This is a genomic window from Steroidobacter denitrificans (assembly GCF_001579945.1).
Classification (GTDB): Bacteria; Pseudomonadota; Gammaproteobacteria; order Steroidobacterales; family Steroidobacteraceae; genus Steroidobacter; species Steroidobacter denitrificans.
The window spans coordinates 959,938-980,753 of record NZ_CP011971.1; the positions used below are offsets into that span (position 1 = coordinate 959,938).

Here is a 20,816-nt window from a genome sequence, read left to right on the forward strand (position 1 = left end):
GGTCGACCCGGGGCTGGCCCTGGTCAGCGATTCAGGATCACCGGCTGCGATGATGAATCATGCGACATATTCCTAACGCACTGTGTGTATTGCGCATGTTGCTGCTGGTGCCGATCGCCGTTCTGCTGCTGGCGGACGAGTATCGCCTGACGCTGTTGCTGTTCGGTTTCGCCGCGGCGACGGATGGACTGGATGGTTTCCTGGCCAAGCGTTACGGCTGGACGTCGGATCTAGGCAAAATCCTGGATCCGCTGGCCGACAAGATCCTGCTGGTGGGCGTGTTCGTCATCCTGGCGGTGCTGGGCCGGGTACCGGTGTGGCTGGCCGGCGTGGCGGTTGCGCGTGATGTGGTGATCACGATAGGCGCGATCCTCTACCGGCGGCTCTACGGCCCTTTGCAGGGGCGGCCCACCATCGTCAGCAAGCTCAATACCCTGTGTCAGATCCTTTATTTGTTGTTGATCGTCGCCGCCGGTGCGCTGGCCGGCGACTGGCAGGTTGCCGCGACCGTGCTGGGAGCACTGGTATTCGTGACGACCGTCGTCAGCGGCCTGGATTACGTCATCACCTATATGCGCAAGGCGCTCGACGCGAGCCGCCGCCTGGAGCTGCCGGACTCCGGCCTGCGGTGATCTGCGCGATGACGAGTCATCGATGATGATCCATGGGGACGATGAGTCATGGGCAATGAATCATGGACGATGAGTCATTGCGGATGGATCGGGGGCAATTGCCGCTGCAGGTGCAGCTGCGCGACGCCTCGGTATTTTCGAGTTACTACGCGGGCCGCAACCGCTCCATCGTGGATGCCTTGCGCTCGCTCGATGCCTTGCGCAGCAGCGCCAACAAGGCCACGACCTGCATTTTTCTGCAAGGCGCCGTCTCGCTCGGTAAAACCCATTTGTTGCAGGCGTTGTGCGCGGGCGACGGCGACGGTGGTCCCGCCGCCTACATCCCGTTGCGCCTCAGCGTGGAGCTGGGCGAGGAGTTTTTGTCGGGTTATGGCGAGTATCCGCTGGTGTGTCTGGATGACGTCGAGGCTATCGCGGGTGACAAGGGCTGGGAACGGGCGTTGTTTCGCTTGCATCAGGAACTCGAGGAACAGGGCGGGCGCATGGTCGTCTCGGGATGTCAGCCGCCGGCGGCGCTGGGATTTCGCTTGCGCGACCTGGCCTCGCGCCTGAATGGCGGTTTGGTACTGAGCCTGCGGCCGCTGTCGGAGCAGGAGCAACTCGCCGCACTGCAACTGCGCGCGCAACTGCGCGGCTTCGAGTTGCCCGAGGAGACGGGTTGGTTCCTGTTGCGGCGGCTGCCGCGGGATATGGCCAGTCTGTGCGCGTTTCTGGACAAATTGGATGTGGCCTCGCTGATCGCGCAGCGGCGCCTTACGGTGCCCTTCGTGCGGGACGTGATCGAACGGATGCCTTAGAACTTCCAACAAAATGATATTCATGGTGATTTTGATGAACCTTCACGGCGTTGCCGCGGCCGAACAATCACCAAGAGCATTATTTCGTTGGAGCCTCCTGGAGGCGCGGGCGGCTTAGCCGCAGGTAGGCGATCACCAGGACGAAAACGGTCAGCGTGACGAACAGGCCCAGGGCCGCCCATCGGCGGGTGGACGGATTCGCCACCGTTTCCATCAGCGCCAACACCAGGTAGAAGGCGAGCGCAAGGCTCGTCCACGCATAGGTGCGGCGTGTGCCGCGCTGCAGTCCCGGCAGGGCCAGCCACAAGGGTGCGCTCAGCAATGCCGCCAGCGTGACGGCCGCAACGGAAAAGCCGTCTTCCAGGCAGCCCATCGCGACTTCGGCGATGAGCAGCACGACCCCGGCGAGCACGCTGCGGCGAATGCGGCTGGTGTGGCGGGCTGCCGCGGGCGGCGTGGCGGGCCGGTTCATGAGCGTAGTTTGCGTGCAAGTTCGGCCACGCGCCGGCCCAGCAGTATGGCCAGCACCCGTTCTTGCTCCGACAGCCGCGGTGCGGTGGTCTCGCCGGCGACATGGCTGGCGCCATAAGGCGATCCGCCGGTGCGCGTATGGGTCAACGCCGGTTCCGTATAGGGTAGACCGACGAGATACATGCCGTGATGCAACAACGGTATCATCATCGACAGCAGGGTCGATTCCTGACCTCCATGCTGGGTCTGTGTGGAGGTGAATACGCCGGCGGGCTTGTCGGCCAGCGCGCCGCTGGCCCACAGGGCGCTGGTTCCATCCAGGAAGTATTTCAGCGGCGCCGCCATGTTGCCGAAACGAGTGGGACTGCCCATGACCAGTCCCTGGCATTCGCGCAGGTCGTCATGGGTGGCGTAGGGCGGACCTTCCGCCGGCACCGGCGGCTGCGCCTGGCCGATGACCGTGGTCACTTGCGCAACGGTGCGCAATCGCGCCTGCGCGCCGGCGACGGATTCCACGCCGCGGCATACCTGTCTGGCCAGTTCGGCTGTGCTGCCTTTGCGGGAATAAAACAGAACCAGTATTTCGGTCATGCAGTGAACTCTGGAAATTCGCAGTGCCGTTTCATATCGGCGTTTTTGTGTGGGAGGAATGCAACGGGGAAAGTATGCCGCGCAATGCCTAGACCGCACATTGTATTCATGCCGCGGCTTGACGCTGTAGGCTTCGATTGCTACGGTCGATTGAACAATCCACCATGGCCCACTCCATTTCGCAACGTCTGGTTTCGTTTTGCCTGCTACTGGTGAGTATCGGGTTGAGCGCCTGTGTCGGCGCGCCGGTCCAGGAAATGAGCAATGCCCGCCAGGCGATCCGGGCCGCCCGGGATGCGGGAGCCTTGCAGAAGGAACCGCAGAAGCTGACCGAGGCTCAGGCGCTGCTCGATCGCGCGGAAGGCAATTTGCACAAGCGATCCTATCGCGACGCGCGCCGGGATGCGATCGCCGCACGCGACAAGGCCGCCGAGGTACTCGACGCGATGCAATTGGCGAGCCATACCGGCACCGGCAGCTGACGGTATCGTAGCGAATGCCGGTCACCGCAAGGCGTTGCTTGGTTGCAGGGCGAGTCCAGGGCGTTTTTTTTCGTGCTTCGACCCGGCAGCGTGCTCTGGAACTCGGTTGCTACGGCCATGTCCGTAATTTGGCGGATGGCCGGGTCGAGGTGCTGGTCGCGGGGGAAGCCGCGGCGGTGAATACCTTGATCGACTGGCTGTGGCTGGGGCCGCCGGCGGCGCAGGTGACCCATGTGGAGGTGCAGGAGGTCGATGCCGCCACGGTCGGGACGCCTTCCGAATTCACCATCCGCTGACTGAGTTCTGCTGATTGGGGTCCAGGCCCCAGGGGGGGTGCTGATCTCGGCGTGCCGCCGCTCAATGGAACTGCCAGCGATTGGCGAGACGAGTCAGAACCAGATCCGCGTAGTTGCGGCGTCCGACACTGCCGTTGTAGCGCGCCAGCGCCTTGGTGTAGTCGCCTTTCTCTCGATCCAGGTAGAACCTCAGGATGGTGCAGCCCATACGTACGTTCTGGGCAATGCGCACCAGTTCATGGTTCGTCATGCCGAGTTCCCCGGGCCAGAACGGCATGATTTGCATCAACCCCACCGCGCCGGCCGAGGAAACCGCCCAGCGGTCGAAGCGGCTTTCGACGTCGATGACGGCCATCACCAGGCCGGGCGGCAGGTCCAGACGGCGGGCCTCGCAATGCACATGATGAAGGATGTCGGCACGTTCCTGATCGTCCGCAACCAGTTTGAGGAGCTTGGGCTCCATCGCCGCCCGCCAGACCTGCTCGGTGAACTTGTCCTCGAAACAGGCATCGGCCGCCAGCGCCTGTTGCAGGAGCCGGCCCAGCCGGGGATCCTGCTGGCGGTCCGCGCAAGCCGGTGCGCTCAAAAAGCACAGCAATAAAAACATCAATGGGCGCAGTGGGTTCCGCATGAATCCGAATGCATGTTGTGTGCGCTGCGGGCGGCACAATATCATGTCGGACAATGAGCGCCGAGCACGAAAGTCACAGTGTCGCGCCGGTGACCCACGGTCGTGGTGTGTACTGGCTGCCCAATCTGTTTACCACCGGAACCTTGTTCGGCGGCTTCTACGCCATCGTGGCCGCGATCGACGGTAATTTTGGACGGGCCGGAATCGGCATCCTCATCGCCATGGTATTCGATGGCCTGGATGGCCGGGTGGCGCGCTGGACGAATACCCAGAGCCAATTCGGCAAGGAATATGACAGCCTGTGCGACATGGTCGCCTTCGGTGTGGCACCGGCGATCGTCGCCTACCAGTGGGGTATCGAGCGCATCGCCAGCGCCGACTACGGCATCGTATGGGAGCGTTTCGGCTGGCTGGCGGCTTTTTTCTACACTGTGGGCGCCGGTCTGCGCCTGGCGCGCTTCAATTCACGCGCCTCGAGCGAAGACAAGAAATACTTCGAAGGTCTACCCAGTCCCTCGGCGGCGGCAGTGGTGGCGTGCTTCATCTGGTTGGCGAGCAAGTTCGATGTCAGCGGCCTGCCGGCCCTGATCCTGGGCTTTGTGATCACGATCTGCGCCGGCTTGCTCATGGTCAGCCGGTTTTCCTATTGGAGCGGCAAGGAACTCGACCTGCGCGCCCGCATTCCCTGGGTTTACGCGGCCTTGATTCCGCTGATCTATATCGTCATTTCGCTCAGTCCCGAGTCCCTGTTCGTGATGTTCGGCACCTACGCCCTGTCTGCGCCGGCACAATGGGCATGGCGCCGATTGCGGCGCCGAAGACGGCACACGGACCCTGGAGCATGAACATGCGCCGCCTGGCTTACCTGCAGGCGCTGGGTGTGGATGCCTGGGTGCGCCGTGCGGGTGGGCTTTTGCCTGCCGCGGAGCAGCGAATGTCGGCTTTGGACCCGGCTGCGACCCCGATCCAAATCTCGACTTCGGCCCCGGTTCAGGCCGCGATTCCGGTTTCGATGTCTACTCCAGCATCCGCTTCGGCTTCAGCTTCGAGCCCGGCTTCTCCCCTGTCTCCAACTTCTCCAGCCCCGGTCTTGGCGCCGGCCGGCATCCATGCGCCCGAGGGCGATGCGGGTTGGACGGCGCAGATGGGATGGGAGGCGCTGGAGCAGGCGGTGCGCGGCTGCACTCGCTGCGCCTTGCATGCGACCCGTACCCAGGCCGTCTTCGGTGTCGGCGATCGGCTGGCGCGCTGGATGATCATCGGTGAGGCGCCGGGGGCGGAAGAAGATCGTCAGGGCGAGCCTTTCGTGGGCCGTGCCGGCCAGTTGCTCAATGCCATGCTCCAGGCTGCCGGCCTGTCGCGCGAGCAAGTATTCATCGCGAATGTCCTGAAATGCCGTCCTCCGGGCAATCGCGACCCCAAATCCGAGGAGACGCAAGCCTGTCTTTCCTACTTGTACCGACAGATCGAACTGATCGATCCGGTGGTGATCCTGTGTGTCGGACGCATAGCCGCACAAACCCTGCTTCGCACCGACGCGCCGATCGGTAAGCTGCGCGGTATGCTGCACCATATCGCACGTCGGCCGGCGATCGTTACTTATCATCCGGCTTACCTGCTGCGCAGCCCCGCCGAGAAGCGCAAGTCCTGGGCCGATCTGGTGCTGGCGATGCGTACCTTCGAGGAATACTCGGGAAGCCGACCATGAGTGCCGAACCTGGCCGCCAACGCGCCTATGATCGGGTGCGGTTTCGGCCCATGACCCTGAACGATGTCGAGGCGGTGCTGGCCGTCGAGCAGGCCTCCTACCCGTTTCCCTGGAGCGAAGGGATTTTCCGGGACTGCATCCGGGCGGGCTATTTTTGTCGTATCGTCGAGTGCACCGGGGAAATCACCGGCCATGCGATCATGTCCCATGGCGCCGGGGAGGCGCATATCCTGAATATTTGCCTGCGGGCCGACATGCGCGGCTTGGGGGTCGGCCGGCAGCTGATGGAATTCCTGCTGGAGCGTGCCCGCGCGGTGCATATGGAAGATGTCTTCCTGGAGGTCCGACCCTCCAATCCGATCGCGATCCATTTGTACGAGTCACTCGGCTTTGTCAGGATCGGCGTGCGCAAAGGCTACTACCAGGCGTCCGGCGGGCGCGAGGATGCCTGGATCTACAAGCTCGTTCTGGAGCCGCGCTGAAGCAAGGCTTTCGCGGATCACGCCTTCCTGGAGTGCTTGCGCGAGGCGCATTGAGCGCAATCACCATACAGGATGAGCGAGTGGTCGCGCAGTACAAAGCCCAGGCTCCTGGCGATGGCCTTCTGACGGTCCTCGATGAGTTCGTCGGTAAACTCCTCGATACGCCCGCAACCAAGGCAGACGATGTGGTCATGATGCTCGTCCGACTTGAGTTCGAAGACCGCCGTGCCGCCTTCGAAATGATGGCGTGTCACCAAGCCCGCAGCCTCGAACTGCGTCAGGACACGGTAGATCGTCGCCAGCCCGATATCCTCGTGCGACTCGAGCAGGATGCGATAAATATCTTCGGCCGACAGATGCCGCGTCGAGTTACGCTCGAGGATTTCGAGAATCTTGAGGCGCGGCAGCGTGATTTTCAGGCCGGCACTGCGCAGGGAATTGTCTTCCACATTCAGAATCTCCGATAGCCGTCCGGCGCTTCGGTGCGTGGGACACGATGCATTCTCCGCCGTGTGACATGGGCGCTCAAGAGGAAGAATACTTGGTAGCGGCATATCTTCATGGCCACCCCATAACTGTTCCATGACTGCCCGGCGGCTCTTGTCCGGCATCCGGCCGGCAATGAATGAAATGCACGAAGGTGCAGTCTGTTTGCGGTATATTCCGGTGCAAACGAGAACGGCCTGAACAAAAAAACAACCCAAGGGGGACCTGGCATGTCATCGCTCATTGCTGCAAGCGTCTTCTTCCTGGCGATTCATTTCGGTGTTTCGGGCACCCGACTGCGCGACGTGTTGACATCGCGAATGGGCGAAGGACCCTATCGCGGCATGTTTTCGCTCGCCTCCATTGTGGGAATCGTATGGATGAGCATGGCGTATAGTCGTGCGCCGGCCGTCGAACTATGGGGACAATTGATCGGTTTGCGGCCTCTCGCTTCCGCGTTGGTGTTGCTCGCCTTCCTGTTCGCCGGGATCGGACTGGTAACGCCGTCGCCGACCGGCATAGGCATGGAATCGAGGCTGACTCAGGGCGGGGAGATCATCCGGGGCATGGTGCGGATTACACGCCATCCGTTTCTGTGGGGCGTGGCACTGTGGGCGCTTGCGCATACGATCGTGAACGGCGATCTACCATCCTTGATCTTTTTCGGCTCGCTGCTGCTGCTTGCCCTGGGCGGCACGCTGTCCATCGATGCCAAACGTCGCCGCCATTGCGGCGAAGCATGGGAGCGCTTTGTGCGGGAAACCTCGAATGTGCCGTTCGCTGCGATCGTTGCCGGACGCAATCGGCTGGTGCCCGCGCTGCGTGAAATAGGTCTGTGGCGGCCGTTGATCGCCATCATAGCCTATGCACTGCTGCTGGTATTGCACGGCCGGTTGTTCGGTATGCCGCTCGTGTAACTCTGCTTTTGTCGGATAGCTCAAGCCGGCGAGCTGGTAAGCCGCCGCGTCCGCCGGCGTGATCGCGAACTCGCCGGGGGAGGGCTTCCCCCAGCGCGGATCGGGTACTGCGCCTGACGAAGCAACGGTCGCAACAGCGTCGAGCTGACCGACTCGATCTCCTGACGGCCAGCCAGGCGCGCGGGCAGCGTCGGGAGTGAGAAACGCCTCCAGAGTGCCTCCTCGGCCGTCTGCGGGCCGGTGCTCGGCTTCCCTTTGGTATCATTTCCACCTTTCCCTCGAGCGACTTGGTCGGCGTCCCTTGCATCGGAACCGCGGCGCCGCAGGGAGGTGTGCGCCGAGCGGCCTCGTAATTCCCTGTCTTCGGCCCCGGGGGCCGTCCTGGGCGGTCGAAATGGGGGACTTTCGGATTTGTGTCCTTAGATGTGTCCTTAATGGGGTGTGGCGGGTCATGTTGGATGATGTAAGTATCGGAAATATAAGGAAAAGAAGGACTTTTGCCATCATTTCCCACCCGGACGCGGGCAAGACCACGCTGACCGAGAAGCTGCTGTTGTTCGGGGGCGCGATCCAATTGGCGGGATCCGTGAAGGGTCGCAAGGCAGCCCGGCATGCGACCTCGGATTGGATGGCCCTGGAACAGCAGCGCGGTATTTCCGTGACCTCTTCGGTGATGCAGTTCCCCTACGACGGGCGCATGGTGAATCTGCTGGATACGCCCGGGCACGAGGATTTCTCGGAGGACACCTATCGCACCCTGACGGCCGTCGATTCGGCGCTGATGGTGATCGACTGTGCAAAAGGCGTCGAGGCGCGCACCATCAAGCTGATGGAAGTCTGCCGGCTGCGCGATACGCCGATCATGACCTTCATCAACAAATTAGACCGTGAAGGCCGCGATCCCATGGATCTGCTGGATGAGATCGAGAAGGTCCTGAGAATTTCCTGCGCCCCGATCACCTGGCCGATCGGCATGGGGCGGGAACTGCAGGGCATCTATCATTTGCTGGAGGATCGCATCTACATTTATCAGGAAGCCGCCAAGGGCCGTGCCGGCACCTATGCGACGATCGATGGATTGGAGAGTGATGCCGCACGTGACTTTCTGGGGCTGCGTGCGGCGGCCATGCGTGACGAGGTCGAACTGGTGCGCGGCGCGATGCCCGAGTTTTGCGCGCAGGAATACCTGGCCGGCCGCCAGACGCCGGTGTTCTTCGGCTCGGCGATCAGCAATTTCGGTGTGACGGAACTATTGTCCATGTTCGTGCGCCAGGCGCCCGGGCCGCAGGCCCGGGAAACCACCGTGCGCAGCGTCGAACCGCTGGAAGATAAGCTCACCGGGTTCGTGTTCAAGATCCAGGCGAACATGGATCCCGGGCATCGCGATCGCATCGCCTTCATGCGCATCTGCTCCGGGCGCTACGTGAAGGGCATGCGCCTGTTCCATGTGCGTCTGCGCAAGGAGATGCGCGTCAGTGACGCTCTGACCTTTCTGGCCTCCGACCGCCAGCACACCGATGAAGCCTATGCAGGCGACATCCTCGGTCTACACAATCACGGCACCATCAATATCGGCGACACCTTCACCGAGGGTGAATCATTGATGTTCACCGGCATCCCCAACTTCGCTCCCGAGTTGTTTCGCCGCACCGTGCTGCGGGATCCCTTGCGGATGAAAGCCTTGCAAAAGGGGTTGGATCAATTGTGCGAGGAGGGCGCTACGCAGGTGTTCCGGCCGCTGCGCAACAACGACGTGATCCTGGGCGCGGTCGGTCAGTTGCAGTTCGATGTGGTCGCCTTTCGTCTACAGGACGAGTACTCGGTGCAGGCCGCCTTCGACAACGTCAATGTATTCACCGCCCGGTGGGTCTATTTGAAGGACACCGGCGGGGCAAAGGATGCCAAGGGCCAAAAAAAGCTCGAGGAATTTCGCAACAAGGCCTATGAGAACCTGGCGCTGGATCATTCCGGCGCGCTGGTGTATCTCGCGCCCACGCGGGTCAATCTGCAGCTCACCATCGAGCGCTGGCCGGAACTGGATTTCCGGGAAACACGCGAACAGCTTGCCGCCGCGGCTGCCTGATGAAGGTGTCGCCCAGGCTGGCGCTGTTCGAGAAAAAGGTCTTTGCCTGGGCCCTGTACGACTGGGCGAACTCGGCGTTCGCGACCACGGTGATGGTCGTGTTTTTTCCGCTGTATTTCCGGCAGACCATGACGGCGGGACTGGATGGGGCCACCAGCACCTTCTGGCTGGGTATGGTCAACGGCATCTCCAGTTTCGTACTGGCCGTGCTGGCGCCCTGGCTGGGCGCGCTGGCCGATCGCGGTAATGCCCACCTACGTTTTCTGATCGCATTCACCGTGATCGGCGCGATCCCCACGGCGCTGCTGGCCTTCGTGGGACCCGGCGACTGGATTGCAGCGGCCGTGCTGTTTGCGATCGCCTCGCTGGGATTCTGGGGCGGATTGACGTTCTACGATTCGATGCTGGTGCAGATCGCACCGCGCGAGCGCATGGATCTGGTCTCGGGTTTCGGCTTTGCAATGGGTTATCTCGGCGGTGCGCTGCTGTTGAGCCTGAATGTGTCGATGTATGCCCGGCCCGCTCTGTTCGGGCTGGCGGATGCGCAGATGGCGATTCGCGCCTCGTTCATCACCGTGGCGCTGTGGTGGCTGGTGTTTGCGATTCCCTTGTTTCGCCATGGACCCAGGGGTGCGACGCGGCCCGCGATCGGCGCGCTGCGGGCGGCGCGCGAGGGCTTCGTGGAACTGGCGCGCACTTTTCGCGCAGTGCGGCGCTACCGCCCGATCGTGTTGTTCCTGCTGTCGTATTGGCTATACATCGACGGCGTGAACACCATCATGAAAATGTCCGTCGACTATGGCCTGGCGCTGGGGCTTCCCCCGGGCAGCTTGATCATGGCGATCCTGATGATCCAGTTCATCGGCTTTCCGGCAACGTTGCTGTTCGGCTGGCTGGGGCAGCGCGTCAGCCCGCTGGCCGGCATCTTTGTGGCGATCGGCGTCTACGGTGCAGTGACGTTCTACGCGGTCTCGATGACCACGGCCGGAGAGTTCTATGTCATGGCGGCCGCCATCGGCTGCGTGCAGGGGGCCATCCAGGCCATGAGCCGTTCCTATTACGGACGGCTGATTCCCGTCGAGCGGGCCGGCGAGTTCTACGGTTTCTACAACATGATGGGCAAGTTCGCCGCGGTACTGGGACCGTTGCTCATGGGAACCACCGCGCTGCTGACCGGCAATTCGCGTACGGCCATTCTGTCGGTCGGCGTGCTGTTCCTCGGCGGCGCGGTCATGCTGGTCGTGACCATGCGCGCGGCGGGCCGCGCGCCGTCGGCATGTCAGGCCGGTTCGGTGAAGGCGGGCCAGCGAGCGGGATCCACGCGATAGTAACGGCGCAACTGCTCGTACAGGCCAGGGTGCTGCCGTTCCAGTTCGCGCCCCTGCCGGTAGAATGCTTCGGTCACAACGGCAAAGAACTCCGCCGGTTCGCTGGCCGCATAGGGATTCAGGAAGGTCGGGCGTCCAGCTTCGAGGTCCGCACGCAGCCGCTCGTATTCGGCCCAGAAGACGCCGGCCCATTGCTGGTAGGCGCGCCGGCTGCCCAGCCGGGGGGCGCCATCCATGCTTTCATCCTCCATATCCAGATAGTGCGCGAACTCGTGCAGCACGACATTGTGTCCGGTGCGCATGCCCTCTTCGATATCTTCCCAGGACAGCAGGATGCGCTGGGCATTCCAGGCCTGGCCGGACAGGATCCGCGGGCCTTCCCTCACGACGCCATGGCCGAGATGCTGTGTTTCGCGAACCACGAAGGCGGTGGGATAGACCAGGATGGACATCAGCTCGTCATAGAAATGCACGCGGGGCACGTCGGGTCGGTTGACCAGCAACAGGCAGGCATAGGCGGCGATGACGACGCGCATTTCCTCGGTGACCGTCAGCCCGTTGCAGCCCACGAAGCGTTTTTCGTGCACGAAGATCCGGATCAGCCCTTGTAGTTGCCTCAGCAACATCGGCGGCAGCTGCTGCGTCAGATCCGTGCGTTCATACAGCCATTGTTGCCAGCGGGCGGGAAAGGGTTGCGCGGCGAGCGCCAAGCGCCGCCGACGGCGCCACCAGGGCTGTCCGAAAAACCAGCCGGTCGCGGTCAGTATCGCGCCTAGCAGCAATAAGGCAGGCAGCACGGCATTCCTGGCATCCTGAACTCGTTCATTCGTGTCATGGCAGACGGCACTCAGACTTTCAACCGGCCGATCAGGAATTTGAGCCGGCTCAACTCCGACTCCAGCGGATCGGGACCATAGCGCAATCTCACATACAGGCAGCGGATCTCCTCCAGAGGGTCAGCCAACCGCGGCAAGGCGGCCTGGGCGCGGGCCAAGTAGTCGTTCGGACCCTCATGCGGCTGCCGTGTCACCTGGCGGCGTGCAAGCAGGGCGCAGAGCCGATCATATAGCTTCGCCACCGGATCGCGCGCTGGAGGCCGGAACCGCCAGGCCAGCCAGACCGACAGGATCGCAAAAAATCCGCTCAGGATGGCCAATAGCGCCGCGCCCAGGTATTCCCAGCGCGGCTGTTGGATCGACAGGCGCTCCAGCAGCCAATGCTGCTGCTGTTCGCCGAATTCGACGATCTGATTGTTCCAGAAGGTGTTCACGGCATCCCAGGCCAGGCGCAGTTGCGATAGCACGGGGCTGGCGCGCAGCATCCGGCCGGGGACGGGTTCGCCCGCCGGCAAGGCGGCATCGATGCCGCGCTCTATACGTTCGGGGGCGATCGCGGCCGTGGGATCGACGCGCACCCAGCCACGCTCTTCCAGCCAGACTTCCGACCAGGCATGGGCATCGGACTGGCGGACGATCAGATAGCCGCCCAGGGAATTGAACTCACCACCCTGGTAGCCGGTGACGACCCGTGCCGGAATGCCGGCCGCACGCGCCAGCGTGGTGAACGCCGAGGCGAAATGCTCACAAAAGCCGCGGCGCGTGTTGAATAAGAGATCGTCGACGGCATCCGCGGCCAGGCGCGGCGGCTCCAAGGTGTAGAAGTAGTCCTGGTCCCGAAACAGCGCCAGCACTGCCTCGATGAACTGCATGTCGCTGGCTGCGCCTGCCCGCAGCGAATGCGCCAGGGCGATCGTGCGAGGATTGCGCTCCCGCGGCAGGCGCGTGTCCATGTTGCGCATCACTTGCGGCAATGCGCCGGTGATGCGATAGCGGGTACCGGAGCGCAATTCGAAGGAACTCAGGGTGGCGATCGGATCGCGGCTGAGCAACTGGAAATCGGCGGTGCGCGTAATGCCGCGGCCCTGCCAGCCGGTCACGACATCGAGCGGGAAGATCCAGCGGCGCTGGTGCGGCTGCAAGGTGATGCGATAGTCGTAGGCCTCGCCGTCGATTTCCAGCGGCTGTGCCACGAATCCGCTGCGTGTCATGCGCCAGGCGCGGCCATCGAAATCATGCAATACCGGCCCGCGCCAGTAGCGCTCGCGCGGCGGCGGCGGCGCTGCAGCGAAATGCACCCGAAAGGCGATCTCGCCGGACAGGCTGAGCTCGGACACGTCCCCGGGCGACATTTCCTCGCTCAATCCGGTGGTCGCGTGGCTGCGCGCGGGCATGGCCCAGAATTGCCCGGGCAGGCGCGGAAAAAACAAGAACAACAGTACGGCCAGGGGCAGCGCCTGCAGAAACATCCTGCCGGTGAGCGACACCGCTTCGCGCACCGGCATGTCGTCAGCGCTTTGATGGATGCGCATCAGGGTGGCGGTGAGCAGCCAGGCGCATAGCAGCATATAGGGCAGGCGCAGCAGTTCCTGGTTGTACAGGAACGCCGAAAATAGGGCGAAGTAACTCAAAAATACGATGACTGTCAGATCGCGCACCGTGCGCGTTTCCAGCAGTTTCATGCCGGCCATCACCACCAGCAAGGCGGTGCCGGCTGCCACGCCGTTGAGCGTGCGATAGGTGAACAGCACGCCGAACAGCGCACCGGCGGCGGCCACGATGCGCAGCCAGCGCGGCGGCAGCGGCCAGCGTTTCACTTCGATAGCGATACGCAGGATGGCGGCGGCGGCGGCAAACGAGAAAGTCCATGGGGAAAGGTGCGGCAGATGCGGCAGCACGGCCAGTGCCAGTCCGGCAATGACCCACAGCAGACGCTGGGCCGGCATCGAGAGGCGTGTATCGACCCTGCTCGGCACGCCGGCATGGATCGCGGGCTTCCGGCTAGGCATCGAATGTTCCGGAACCGAACGACGCTCCTGAATCGAACAAGGCCAGCGTCGTCAGGCAGCGTCGGCGATGCGCGGCACCGACATTCGGCGGGATTTCAGTGCCCGGCATTCTGAGGCCGTAAGCGCGCCCGGCCGCATGTGCATCCTCGATCCAGCGGCACAGCTGCGACAGGCGGGTTTCCACGTCCATACCGGTCAGGCCGTTCCAGGAAAACAGATGCGAGGTCACCGCTGTACCCGTATATTGCTTCACATACAGCCCTTGTTCCTTGGCGTAATTCTTCCAGGCGATGCGCTTGGGTGAATCGCCCGGGTGGAAGCTGCGCAGGCCGGCGAAGTCTTCTTCACCGCGGTGTGGATCCTGGGCGCTGCCGGTGTCCGTTTCTAGCGGCGGCGGTGCCAGGCCGTGCGGTGCGGGACGCGGATAGACGATACAGCCGATGTCCATGTGCAGGAACGCCCAGGCGCGAAACAGGCCGAACGGATAGCGAGTGGCGACCTCGAAGTGATCCAGCTTCAGCATGCCGCGCCGCGGCGCCGGCAGTTCGAGTTCCAGGATGGTGCGTTCGCCCGCGGCCATGCGTACCGCCGGCGCGCTGCCGTGTTCATTCACGATCGTGATCTCGTGACGGGCGAGGCGGGCGGAATTCTCCAGCGCGATGCGGAAACGCGCCAGCTGACCCGCAAACACCGGCGGACTGGCGGCGGCGCGCACACGCAGGCCGACAAGGTTGCGATGACAATGATGCATGGCCGTCAGGCTCAGAGCGCCGAGCAGGAACGTCAAGCCCAGCGCCAGGTTGTTGGCGTAGTTCATCGCGCCCAGAAACATCAGCAGCAGCATGAGCGCAAAGGCGATGCCGAGCGCGCTGGGCGCGATATAGATCCGGCGCGCGGACAGGATCACCGGATCGGCATCGATGCCATGACGCCGCCGTGCCCAGGCACGAATTCTGCCGCGCAACAGGCCGATGAGCCGCTCCCCCCGGCGATTGCCCCGACTATCCGGACGCTTGCCCAAGGGACGTCTCGTGTCGTCGGCTGGCGCTGTCTGCGCTGGATTCACGACGCTGATCCTGCTGAATACTACTTATGGGTGTCTTGGATTCACGGATTCCGGATTCCGGATCCCGGATCCCTGCTGGATGTTGCTTGGATGTCCGGTCGGCTTCGGGAGACTCAAGGCACCGGCACGGACTGGAGCAGTTCCTCGCCGAGGGCGGCGGCACCGAGGGTTTCCGTGGCGTCGCGCAATTTCAGCCGATGCCCGGCGACGGCGCCCAGCACGGCCTGGACATCCTCGGGAACCACTCCCGAGTGGCCATGGATCAACGCCCAGGCTTGGGCGGCGCGCAGCAGCGCGATTGCGGCGCGCGGCGACAGCCCGGCCTCGTAGCGCGGCGATTCGCGCGTGTGGCGCACGATCGCCTGCACATAGTCGAGCAGGGCGTCGGCGACATGGATCTTCGGCACCATGGTCTGCATCAGCAGTAGCTGTTGCGGAGTCAAAGCGGGAACGAGGGTGGCGAGCAGATCCCGGCGATCCTGTCCCATCAGCAGTTGCCGTTCCAGCGCCGGATCTGGATAGCCGAGTTCCAGGCGCATCAGGAAGCGATCGAGCTGGGATTCCGGCAAGGGATGAGTGCCGATCTGGTAGATGGGATTCTGGGTCGCAATCACGAAAAAAGGCGCAGCCAGCGGATAGGTCTGGCCATCGGCGGTGACCTGGTGCTCCTCCATCGCCTCCAGCAGGGCGCTTTGCGCCTTCGGCGTCGCCCGGTTGACTTCGTCGGCCAGTACCAGCTGCGAGAACACCGGACCCTTGTGAAAACGGAACTCGCCGGCATCGCGATCGAAGATCGAGACGCCGATGATATCGGCGGGCAGCAGATCGCTGGTGAACTGGATACGCTGGTAGGACAGCCCGAGGGATTCGGCCAGTGCATGCGCCAGCGTGGTCTTGCCCACGCCCGGAATATCCTCGATCAGCAGATGGCCCCGCGCCAGCAGACAAGACAGGCACAGGCGTAGCTGATGTTCCTTGCCCAGGATGATGCGGTTGAGCTGGGTGAGCGTCGCCCCGACCAGGGCGACCGGATCGGCCTGGGCGATCAAGGTCGGGATCGCGCCGTCCATTTCAGGACTCCTGCAGCAGTGCCACACGCCGCTCCTGTTCTTCCAGCTGCGCGATGTCGCGCTGAAATTCCGCCACGCGTCCATGTTCCTGTTCGATGATATGCGCCGGCGCATGAGCGGCGAAGTGCGGATTGGACAGCTTTGCCTCGCAGCGCGCCAGGTCCTGCAGCGCCTTCGTCTTGCGCTTGGCAAGGCGTGCAAGCTCTGCCTGCGGATCGTCGATCAGGCTGGCGAGCGGGGCGTGGATGCTGTAGCCGTCGATCAGCTGCATGGCTGTCGGCGGCAGGACGCTGTCGTGGGCGATCGCCTGCAGATCGCTGAGGTTGGCAAGATGGCGGATCAGCAGGGCGTTTGCCTCGATGAGTTCCCAGTCCTGCGGAGTGGGCGCCAGCACATACAGCGGTATGCGCCGCGAGCGCGGCACATCCAGCTGTCCGCGGATCTGGCGCGCGCCCAGGATGACTGCCTTGAGCGGTGCGATGGCGCGCTCGGCCGCCTCGTCGCGCGGAAAGTCGGTAATGTGCGGATAGGGCTGCAGCATGATGGTCGGCGGGCGCTCCCCGGTTGCCGGCATCGCGGCTTGCCAGATTTCCTCGGTGATGAACGGCATCATGGGATGCAGCAGACGCAGATAGGCTTCGAGGACTTCCAGCAGCGTGCGTCGCGTACCCTGTTTCTGCGCCTCGGCGGCATGTTCGCTCTGCAGCATCGGTTTGCTGAGTTCCAGGTACCAATCGCAGTATTCGTACCAGGCGAACTCGTAAAGCGCCTGCGCCGCCAGATCGAAGCGATAGTCGGCCAGGCGTGCGCGCACTTCCTGAATGGTCGCACCCAGGCGTGAGCGGATCCAGCGATCCGCAAGCGTGTATTGATACGGCGTCCGTGCCTGGTCCCGATCCCGGCCCGTGGCCGATTCCCCGGCCGGTGTTTGGCTCCAGGGACCGGCCGATTGCTGGTCGATTGAAGGAGCGGCCGAGGCGCCGGTCGTGTCTTCGACATTCATGAGCACGTAGCGCGCGGCATTCCACAGCTTGTTGCAGAAATGGCGATAGCCGTCGATGCGCCCCAGGTCGAAGCGGATATCGCGGCCCATGGTTGCAAGTGCGCAGAACGTGAAACGCAGCGCATCGGTGCCGTAAGCGGGGATGCCTTCCGGGAAGCGCTTGCGGGTGGCTTTTTCGATCTTGTCCCGAAGATGCGGCTGCATCAACCCGGTGGTGCGCTTGGCGATCAGTTCCTCCAGCGAGATGCCGTCGATCAGATCGAGCGGATCGATCACATTGCCTTTGGACTTGGACATCTTGTCGCCGTTCTCGTCGCGAATCAGGCCGGTGATGTATACCTCGTGAAACGGGACGTCGCCGGCGAACTTCATGCCCATCATGATCATGCGCGCGACCCAGAAGAAAATGATGTCGAAGCCGGTGACCAGCACGCTGGTCGGATAGAAGGTTTTCAGCTCGGTCGTTTCCTGGGGCCAGCCCAGCGTGGAGAACGGCCATAGCGCCGAGGAAAACCAGGTGTCCAGCACATCCTCGTCGCGGCGCAGCGCAACGGTTTTCTCGGGCGGCAGGCCTTTTTTTTCTCGTGCCTGAGCCAGGGCTTCGGCTTCGCTGCGAGCCACATAGACATCGCCCTGCTCGTCGTACCAGGCAGGGACCTGATGACCCCACCACAGCTGGCGGCTGATGCACCAGTCCTGGATGTTGTGCATCCACTGGAAATAGGTCTTGCTCCAGTTCTCGGGGACGAAGCGAATGCGTCCATCCTCGACTGCTTGGATCGCGGGCTGCGCCAGCGGTCCGATGCGCACATACCATTGATCGGTGAGCCAGGGTTCCAGCACGGCGCCGCTGCGATCGCCGCGCGGCACTTGCAGGGTGTGATCGTCGATCTTGTCCAGCAGGCCCAGGGCCTGCAGATCGGCGACGATGCGCTTGCGGGCCTCGTAGCGTTCCAGGCCTCGATAGGCGGGCGGTACGTTGTCGTTGAGGTTGGCGCTGGCGTCGAGAATGTTGATCAGCGGCAGGTCGTGGCGCTTGCCTAATTCGTAGTCGTTGAAGTCGTGACCGGGCGTGATCTTGACGCAGCCGGAGCCGAAGGCGGGATCGACATAGTCGTCGGCGACGATCGGGATCAGGCGTCCGGCGAGCGGCAGGCGGATCTGCTTGCCGACCAGGTGACGATAGCGCTCGTCCCGCGGATGGACCGCCACCGCGGTGTCGCCCAGCATGGTCTCGGGACGGGTGGTGGCGACCACCAGATAGGTCGTGCCGTCCGCGAGCGGCTCGGCGAGCGGATAGCGAAAATGCCATAAATGCCCCTGCTCCGGCTCGGCAAGCACTTCCAGGTCGGACAAGGCCGTATGCAATACCGGGTCCCAGTTCACCAGGCGCTTGCCGCGATAGATCAGGCCTTCCTGGTGCAGGCGCACGAATACTTCGGTGACGGCCTGCGACAGGCCTTCATCCATCGTGAAGCGATCGCGCGACCAGTCCACCGAGTTGCCCAGGCGCCGTTCCTGATGACAGATCGTATTGCCGGACTGGGCCTTCCATTCCCATACCCGCTCGATGAAGGCTTCGCGGCCTAGATCGCGGCGCTGCTGGCCGGTAGCGTTGAGCTGGCGCTCCACCACCATCTGGGTGGCGATGCCGGCATGATCGGTGCCGGGTTGCCACAACGTCTGGTCCCCCTCCATGCGGTGCAGCCGGGTAAGGGCATCCATGAGGGTGTGCTGGAACGCATGCCCCATGTGCAAGGTGCCGGTGACGTTGGGCGGCGGAATGACGATGCAGTAGGGTTTGCCCTGGCCCGCGGGCTTGAACCAGCCATGGGCCTCCCAGTGCCGGTATAGACGTTGTTCGATGTCCTTGGGGTCGTAGGTCTTTTGCATGAGGCGATGGGCCGCCGGCGGGCGCGGCAAAGGTGACGGGATGCAGCAAAGGCAAGTATAGGGGATGCGTCCGGAACCCGGCGTGACCGGGCACCGGAACCCTACAGATGATGTGATTCCAGGGTACAGCCGCGCTCGCGATATTGCTTGTAGCGCTCGCGCGCCAGACGCTTGTGTTCGGGGTCGAGTGCGACGATCTCGGCGATATGCTCGTAGTCCTCGAGTTTCTCCGGCAGGGCATCCCTCAGGTTGATGAGCAGCTGGCGGTGCGAGCGGGGCGCGGGCATGTCACCCAGCAGAACCAGGACGCGGGTATGGGAGGGCGCCGTGCCGGCGTAGATTTCGTGGGGCAGGAAGCTGCCGTCCCGAAACGACCACAGCAGTTCATCGAGCTGGCGTGCCTCGGCAGTGGAGGCCGTTTGCACATAGACGCGGCGGGTTTGCGCCGCGGCGTGTTCGGCCAGCCGGCAGGCCTGTAGCAGACGTGTCTCGGACTGCGCCTGTGACAGGATATAGAAGTCGACCCGGCTCATCGGACATCACTGACTCAGCAGGTAATCCACCAGCAGGGGTACGGGCCGGCCGGTGCTGCCTTTCTGGGCGCCGCTCTGGTAAGCGATACCGGCGATGTCCAGATGCGCCCACTTCAGCCCCGCGGTGAATTTTCCCAGGAAGCAGGCGGCGGTAATGGCGCCGGCCTCGCGTCCGCCGACGTTGGCGAAATCGGCAAAGTTGCTCTTGAGCGCCTCGAGGTATTCCTCGCTGGTCGGCATGCGCCAGGCGCGATCCTCGGCGCGCCGGCCGGCCTGCTCCAGAGCGGCGGCCAGTTCATCGTCGTTGCTGAACAAACCGCAGTAGTGATTGCCGAGCGCAATCACGCAGGCGCCCGTCAACGTGGCGATATCGATCACTGCCCTGGGCTTGAAACGGCGCGCATAGGTGATGGCATCGCACAGGATCAGACGGCCTTCGGCGTCGGTATTGAGTACTTCGATCGTCTGTCCCGACATGCTGGTGACGATATCGCCGGGTTTGGTGGCGCTGCCGCTGGGCATGTTCTCGCAAGTCGGGATGACGCCGACCAGGTTGATCGGCAGGCCGAGCGTCGCCACGGCCTTGAAGGCGCCGAACACGCTGGCGGCGCCGCTCATATCGAATTTCATTTCGTCCATGGCTGCCGGCGGCTTGAGCGAAATGCCGCCGGTGTCGAAGGTGATGCCCTTGCCTATCAAGGCGATGGGCGCCTGGCTGCGGGGGGCACCGTGATATTCGAGCACGATTAGATAGGCAGGCTGCTCGGTACCGGCGGTGACCGACAAGAAGGCGCCCATCTTCAGCCGGCGGCATTCGGCCTCGGTCAAGATGCGCGCATTCAGATTGCGATGCTGACCCGCCAGCGCTCTGGCGGCCTTGGTCAGGTAGGCGGGGGTGCAGACGCTGGCGGGCTGGTTGGCCAGATCGCGCATCAGCGACATTCCGGCCACGATGCCCTTGCCGTGGGCGATGGCGCGCTCGGCATCGTTGCGCTGACCGCGGCCGGCGACCGCCAGGCCGAAGCGAACCAGGCTGGGCTTGCGGCGCTTCTCGCCGGTCTTGTGATCCGGAATGTGATACTGGGAATTCGCCGCGACCTCGACCGCCGTGCGTGCCAGGGCATAGGTGTCGGCATCGCCGGGCGCTTCCAGCCCCAGGTAGCTGACGGCATCGCGCGCGCCGGTGCGTGCCAGCAGCGCCAGCGCGCCGCTCAAGGCCTTGCGGTACTGCTGGCGCTTGAAGGCATCACGAACGCCGAGGCCCATGACGATGATGCGCCGGCAGGGAGCACCGTCCAGGTCTGTCAGCAGCAGGCTCTCGCCGCTCTTGCCGGACAGATCACCCTGCTTGATCAGGCTGGCGATACGCCCGCCGATGCGCCGATCCAGGTCTTCGGCGGCCGAAGACAGGATGCCCTTGTCGTATACGCCGACGATGGCGCAGTCGGTACGTTGCCGGGAAACAGCGGTGGAGCTGACGAAAAAATCCATGAACCTGCCTC

21 protein-coding genes are annotated in these 20,816 nt (G+C 63.5%); 10 read left to right on the forward strand and 11 right to left on the reverse strand.

Going from position 1 to position 20,816, the window contains the following annotated elements; all coding sequences use genetic code 11:
* Nucleotides 1-59: 59 nt before the first annotated feature.
* Together ACG33_RS04150 and hda are read left to right on the forward strand one after the other, a co-directional pair.
* Nucleotides 60-632 (forward strand): CDP-alcohol phosphatidyltransferase family protein, encoded by a 573-nt coding sequence (locus tag ACG33_RS04150; RefSeq protein ID WP_083536432.1) that lies wholly within the window; start codon nt 60-62, stop codon nt 630-632.
* A gap of 62 nt (nt 633-694) precedes the next feature.
* Nucleotides 695-1,429, forward strand: a complete 735-nt coding sequence (gene hda / locus ACG33_RS04155; RefSeq protein WP_066918961.1) for a DnaA regulatory inactivator Hda — start codon at nt 695-697, stop codon at nt 1,427-1,429.
* Nucleotides 1,430-1,508: 79 nt separating this feature from the next.
* On the opposite strand, the gene ACG33_RS04160 is transcribed toward hda, so the two are convergent.
* The gene (locus tag ACG33_RS04160) at nt 1,509-1,901 is read right to left on the reverse strand and encodes a DUF2069 domain-containing protein (RefSeq protein WP_066918963.1); all 393 of its coding nucleotides are present in this window, start codon (nt 1,899-1,901) and stop codon (nt 1,509-1,511) included.
* A complete protein-coding gene (wrbA, locus tag ACG33_RS04165; protein ID WP_066918965.1) occupies nt 1,898-2,491 on the reverse strand; it encodes an NAD(P)H:quinone oxidoreductase in 594 nt (197 codons plus the stop codon). Before wrbA ends, ACG33_RS04160 begins: the two co-directional genes overlap by 4 nt.
* A gap of 164 nt (nt 2,492-2,655) precedes the next feature.
* Here wrbA and ACG33_RS04170 point away from each other — a divergent pair, with 164 nt between their 5' ends.
* Together ACG33_RS04170 and ACG33_RS04175 are read left to right on the forward strand one after the other, a co-directional pair.
* Complete coding sequence (locus tag ACG33_RS04170) at nt 2,656-2,973, forward strand: DUF4398 domain-containing protein (RefSeq protein ID WP_066918967.1); 318 nt, start codon at nt 2,656-2,658, stop codon at nt 2,971-2,973.
* Between the two features lie 14 nt (nt 2,974-2,987).
* Nucleotides 2,988-3,269, forward strand: a complete 282-nt coding sequence (locus ACG33_RS04175) for an acylphosphatase (RefSeq protein WP_066918969.1) — start codon at nt 2,988-2,990, stop codon at nt 3,267-3,269.
* A 61-nt stretch (nt 3,270-3,330) separates the two neighbouring features.
* On the opposite strand, the gene ACG33_RS04180 is transcribed toward ACG33_RS04175, so the two are convergent.
* On the reverse strand, nt 3,331-3,900 hold the full coding sequence (locus tag ACG33_RS04180; protein ID WP_168160014.1) for a lytic transglycosylase domain-containing protein: 570 nt from the start codon (nt 3,898-3,900) through the stop codon (nt 3,331-3,333).
* 53 nt (nt 3,901-3,953) lie between these two features.
* Here ACG33_RS04180 and pssA point away from each other — a divergent pair, with 53 nt between their 5' ends.
* From pssA to rimI, 3 genes are read left to right on the forward strand one after another with little or no spacing between them, the layout of a single operon-like run.
* Nucleotides 3,954-4,745: a CDP-diacylglycerol--serine O-phosphatidyltransferase gene (gene pssA / locus ACG33_RS04185; protein ID WP_066918972.1), complete on the forward strand. Its 792-nt coding sequence runs from the start codon at nt 3,954-3,956 to the stop codon at nt 4,743-4,745.
* A complete protein-coding gene (locus ACG33_RS04190) occupies nt 4,742-5,608 on the forward strand; it encodes a uracil-DNA glycosylase (protein ID WP_083537151.1) in 867 nt (288 codons plus the stop codon). Before pssA ends, ACG33_RS04190 begins: the two co-directional genes overlap by 4 nt.
* Nucleotides 5,605-6,090: a ribosomal protein S18-alanine N-acetyltransferase gene (gene rimI / locus ACG33_RS04195; RefSeq protein ID WP_083536434.1), complete on the forward strand. Its 486-nt coding sequence runs from the start codon at nt 5,605-5,607 to the stop codon at nt 6,088-6,090. Before ACG33_RS04190 ends, rimI begins: the two co-directional genes overlap by 4 nt.
* 17 nt (nt 6,091-6,107) lie before the next feature.
* On the opposite strand, the gene fur is transcribed toward rimI, so the two are convergent.
* On the reverse strand, nt 6,108-6,539 hold the full coding sequence (fur, locus tag ACG33_RS04200; RefSeq protein ID WP_066918974.1) for a ferric iron uptake transcriptional regulator: 432 nt from the start codon (nt 6,537-6,539) through the stop codon (nt 6,108-6,110).
* Between the two features lie 267 nt (nt 6,540-6,806).
* Here fur and ACG33_RS04205 point away from each other — a divergent pair, with 267 nt between their 5' ends.
* The 3 genes from ACG33_RS04205 to ACG33_RS04215 all read left to right on the forward strand — a co-directional run bounded on the left by ACG33_RS04205 (nt 6,807) and on the right by ACG33_RS04215 (nt 10,904).
* Nucleotides 6,807-7,493: an NnrU family protein gene (locus tag ACG33_RS04205; RefSeq protein WP_066918976.1), complete on the forward strand. Its 687-nt coding sequence runs from the start codon at nt 6,807-6,809 to the stop codon at nt 7,491-7,493.
* A 451-nt stretch (nt 7,494-7,944) separates the two neighbouring features.
* Nucleotides 7,945-9,576, forward strand: coding sequence for a peptide chain release factor 3 (locus tag ACG33_RS04210; protein WP_066918979.1), 1,632 nt, complete (start codon nt 7,945-7,947; stop codon nt 9,574-9,576).
* A complete protein-coding gene (locus tag ACG33_RS04215; protein ID WP_083536435.1) occupies nt 9,576-10,904 on the forward strand; it encodes an MFS transporter in 1,329 nt (442 codons plus the stop codon). The genes ACG33_RS04210 and ACG33_RS04215 overlap by 1 nt, the downstream gene beginning before the upstream one ends.
* Here the strand turns inward: ACG33_RS04215 and ACG33_RS04220 are convergent.
* The 7 genes from ACG33_RS04220 to ACG33_RS04250 form a co-directional block, all read right to left on the reverse strand.
* Entirely contained in the window at nt 10,856-11,701 is an 846-nt protein-coding gene (locus tag ACG33_RS04220) for a M90 family metallopeptidase (RefSeq protein WP_066918981.1), read from the reverse strand. The two genes, ACG33_RS04215 and ACG33_RS04220, sit on opposite strands and share 49 nt — an antisense overlap.
* A 50-nt stretch (nt 11,702-11,751) precedes the next feature.
* Nucleotides 11,752-13,749 (reverse strand): transglutaminase TgpA family protein, encoded by a 1,998-nt coding sequence (locus ACG33_RS04225; RefSeq protein ID WP_066918983.1) that lies wholly within the window; start codon nt 13,747-13,749, stop codon nt 11,752-11,754.
* Complete coding sequence (locus ACG33_RS04230) at nt 13,742-14,815, reverse strand: DUF58 domain-containing protein (RefSeq protein ID WP_066918985.1); 1,074 nt, start codon at nt 14,813-14,815, stop codon at nt 13,742-13,744. The genes ACG33_RS04225 and ACG33_RS04230 overlap by 8 nt, the downstream gene beginning before the upstream one ends.
* 113 nt (nt 14,816-14,928) lie before the next feature.
* Nucleotides 14,929-15,885: an AAA family ATPase gene (locus tag ACG33_RS04235; RefSeq protein WP_083536437.1), complete on the reverse strand. Its 957-nt coding sequence runs from the start codon at nt 15,883-15,885 to the stop codon at nt 14,929-14,931.
* Between the two features lies 1 nt (nt 15,886).
* Nucleotides 15,887-18,781: a valine--tRNA ligase gene (locus ACG33_RS04240; RefSeq protein WP_066922801.1), complete on the reverse strand. Its 2,895-nt coding sequence runs from the start codon at nt 18,779-18,781 to the stop codon at nt 15,887-15,889.
* Between the two features lie 101 nt (nt 18,782-18,882).
* Nucleotides 18,883-19,314, reverse strand: coding sequence for a DNA polymerase III subunit chi (locus ACG33_RS04245; protein ID WP_066918987.1), 432 nt, complete (start codon nt 19,312-19,314; stop codon nt 18,883-18,885).
* Nucleotides 19,315-19,320: 6 nt separating this feature from the next.
* Nucleotides 19,321-20,805 carry a leucyl aminopeptidase gene (locus tag ACG33_RS04250; RefSeq protein ID WP_066918989.1) on the reverse strand — a complete coding sequence of 495 codons (1,485 nt, stop codon included), beginning with the start codon at nt 20,803-20,805 and terminating at the stop codon, nt 19,321-19,323.
* Between the last annotated feature and the right edge of the window lie 11 nt (nt 20,806-20,816).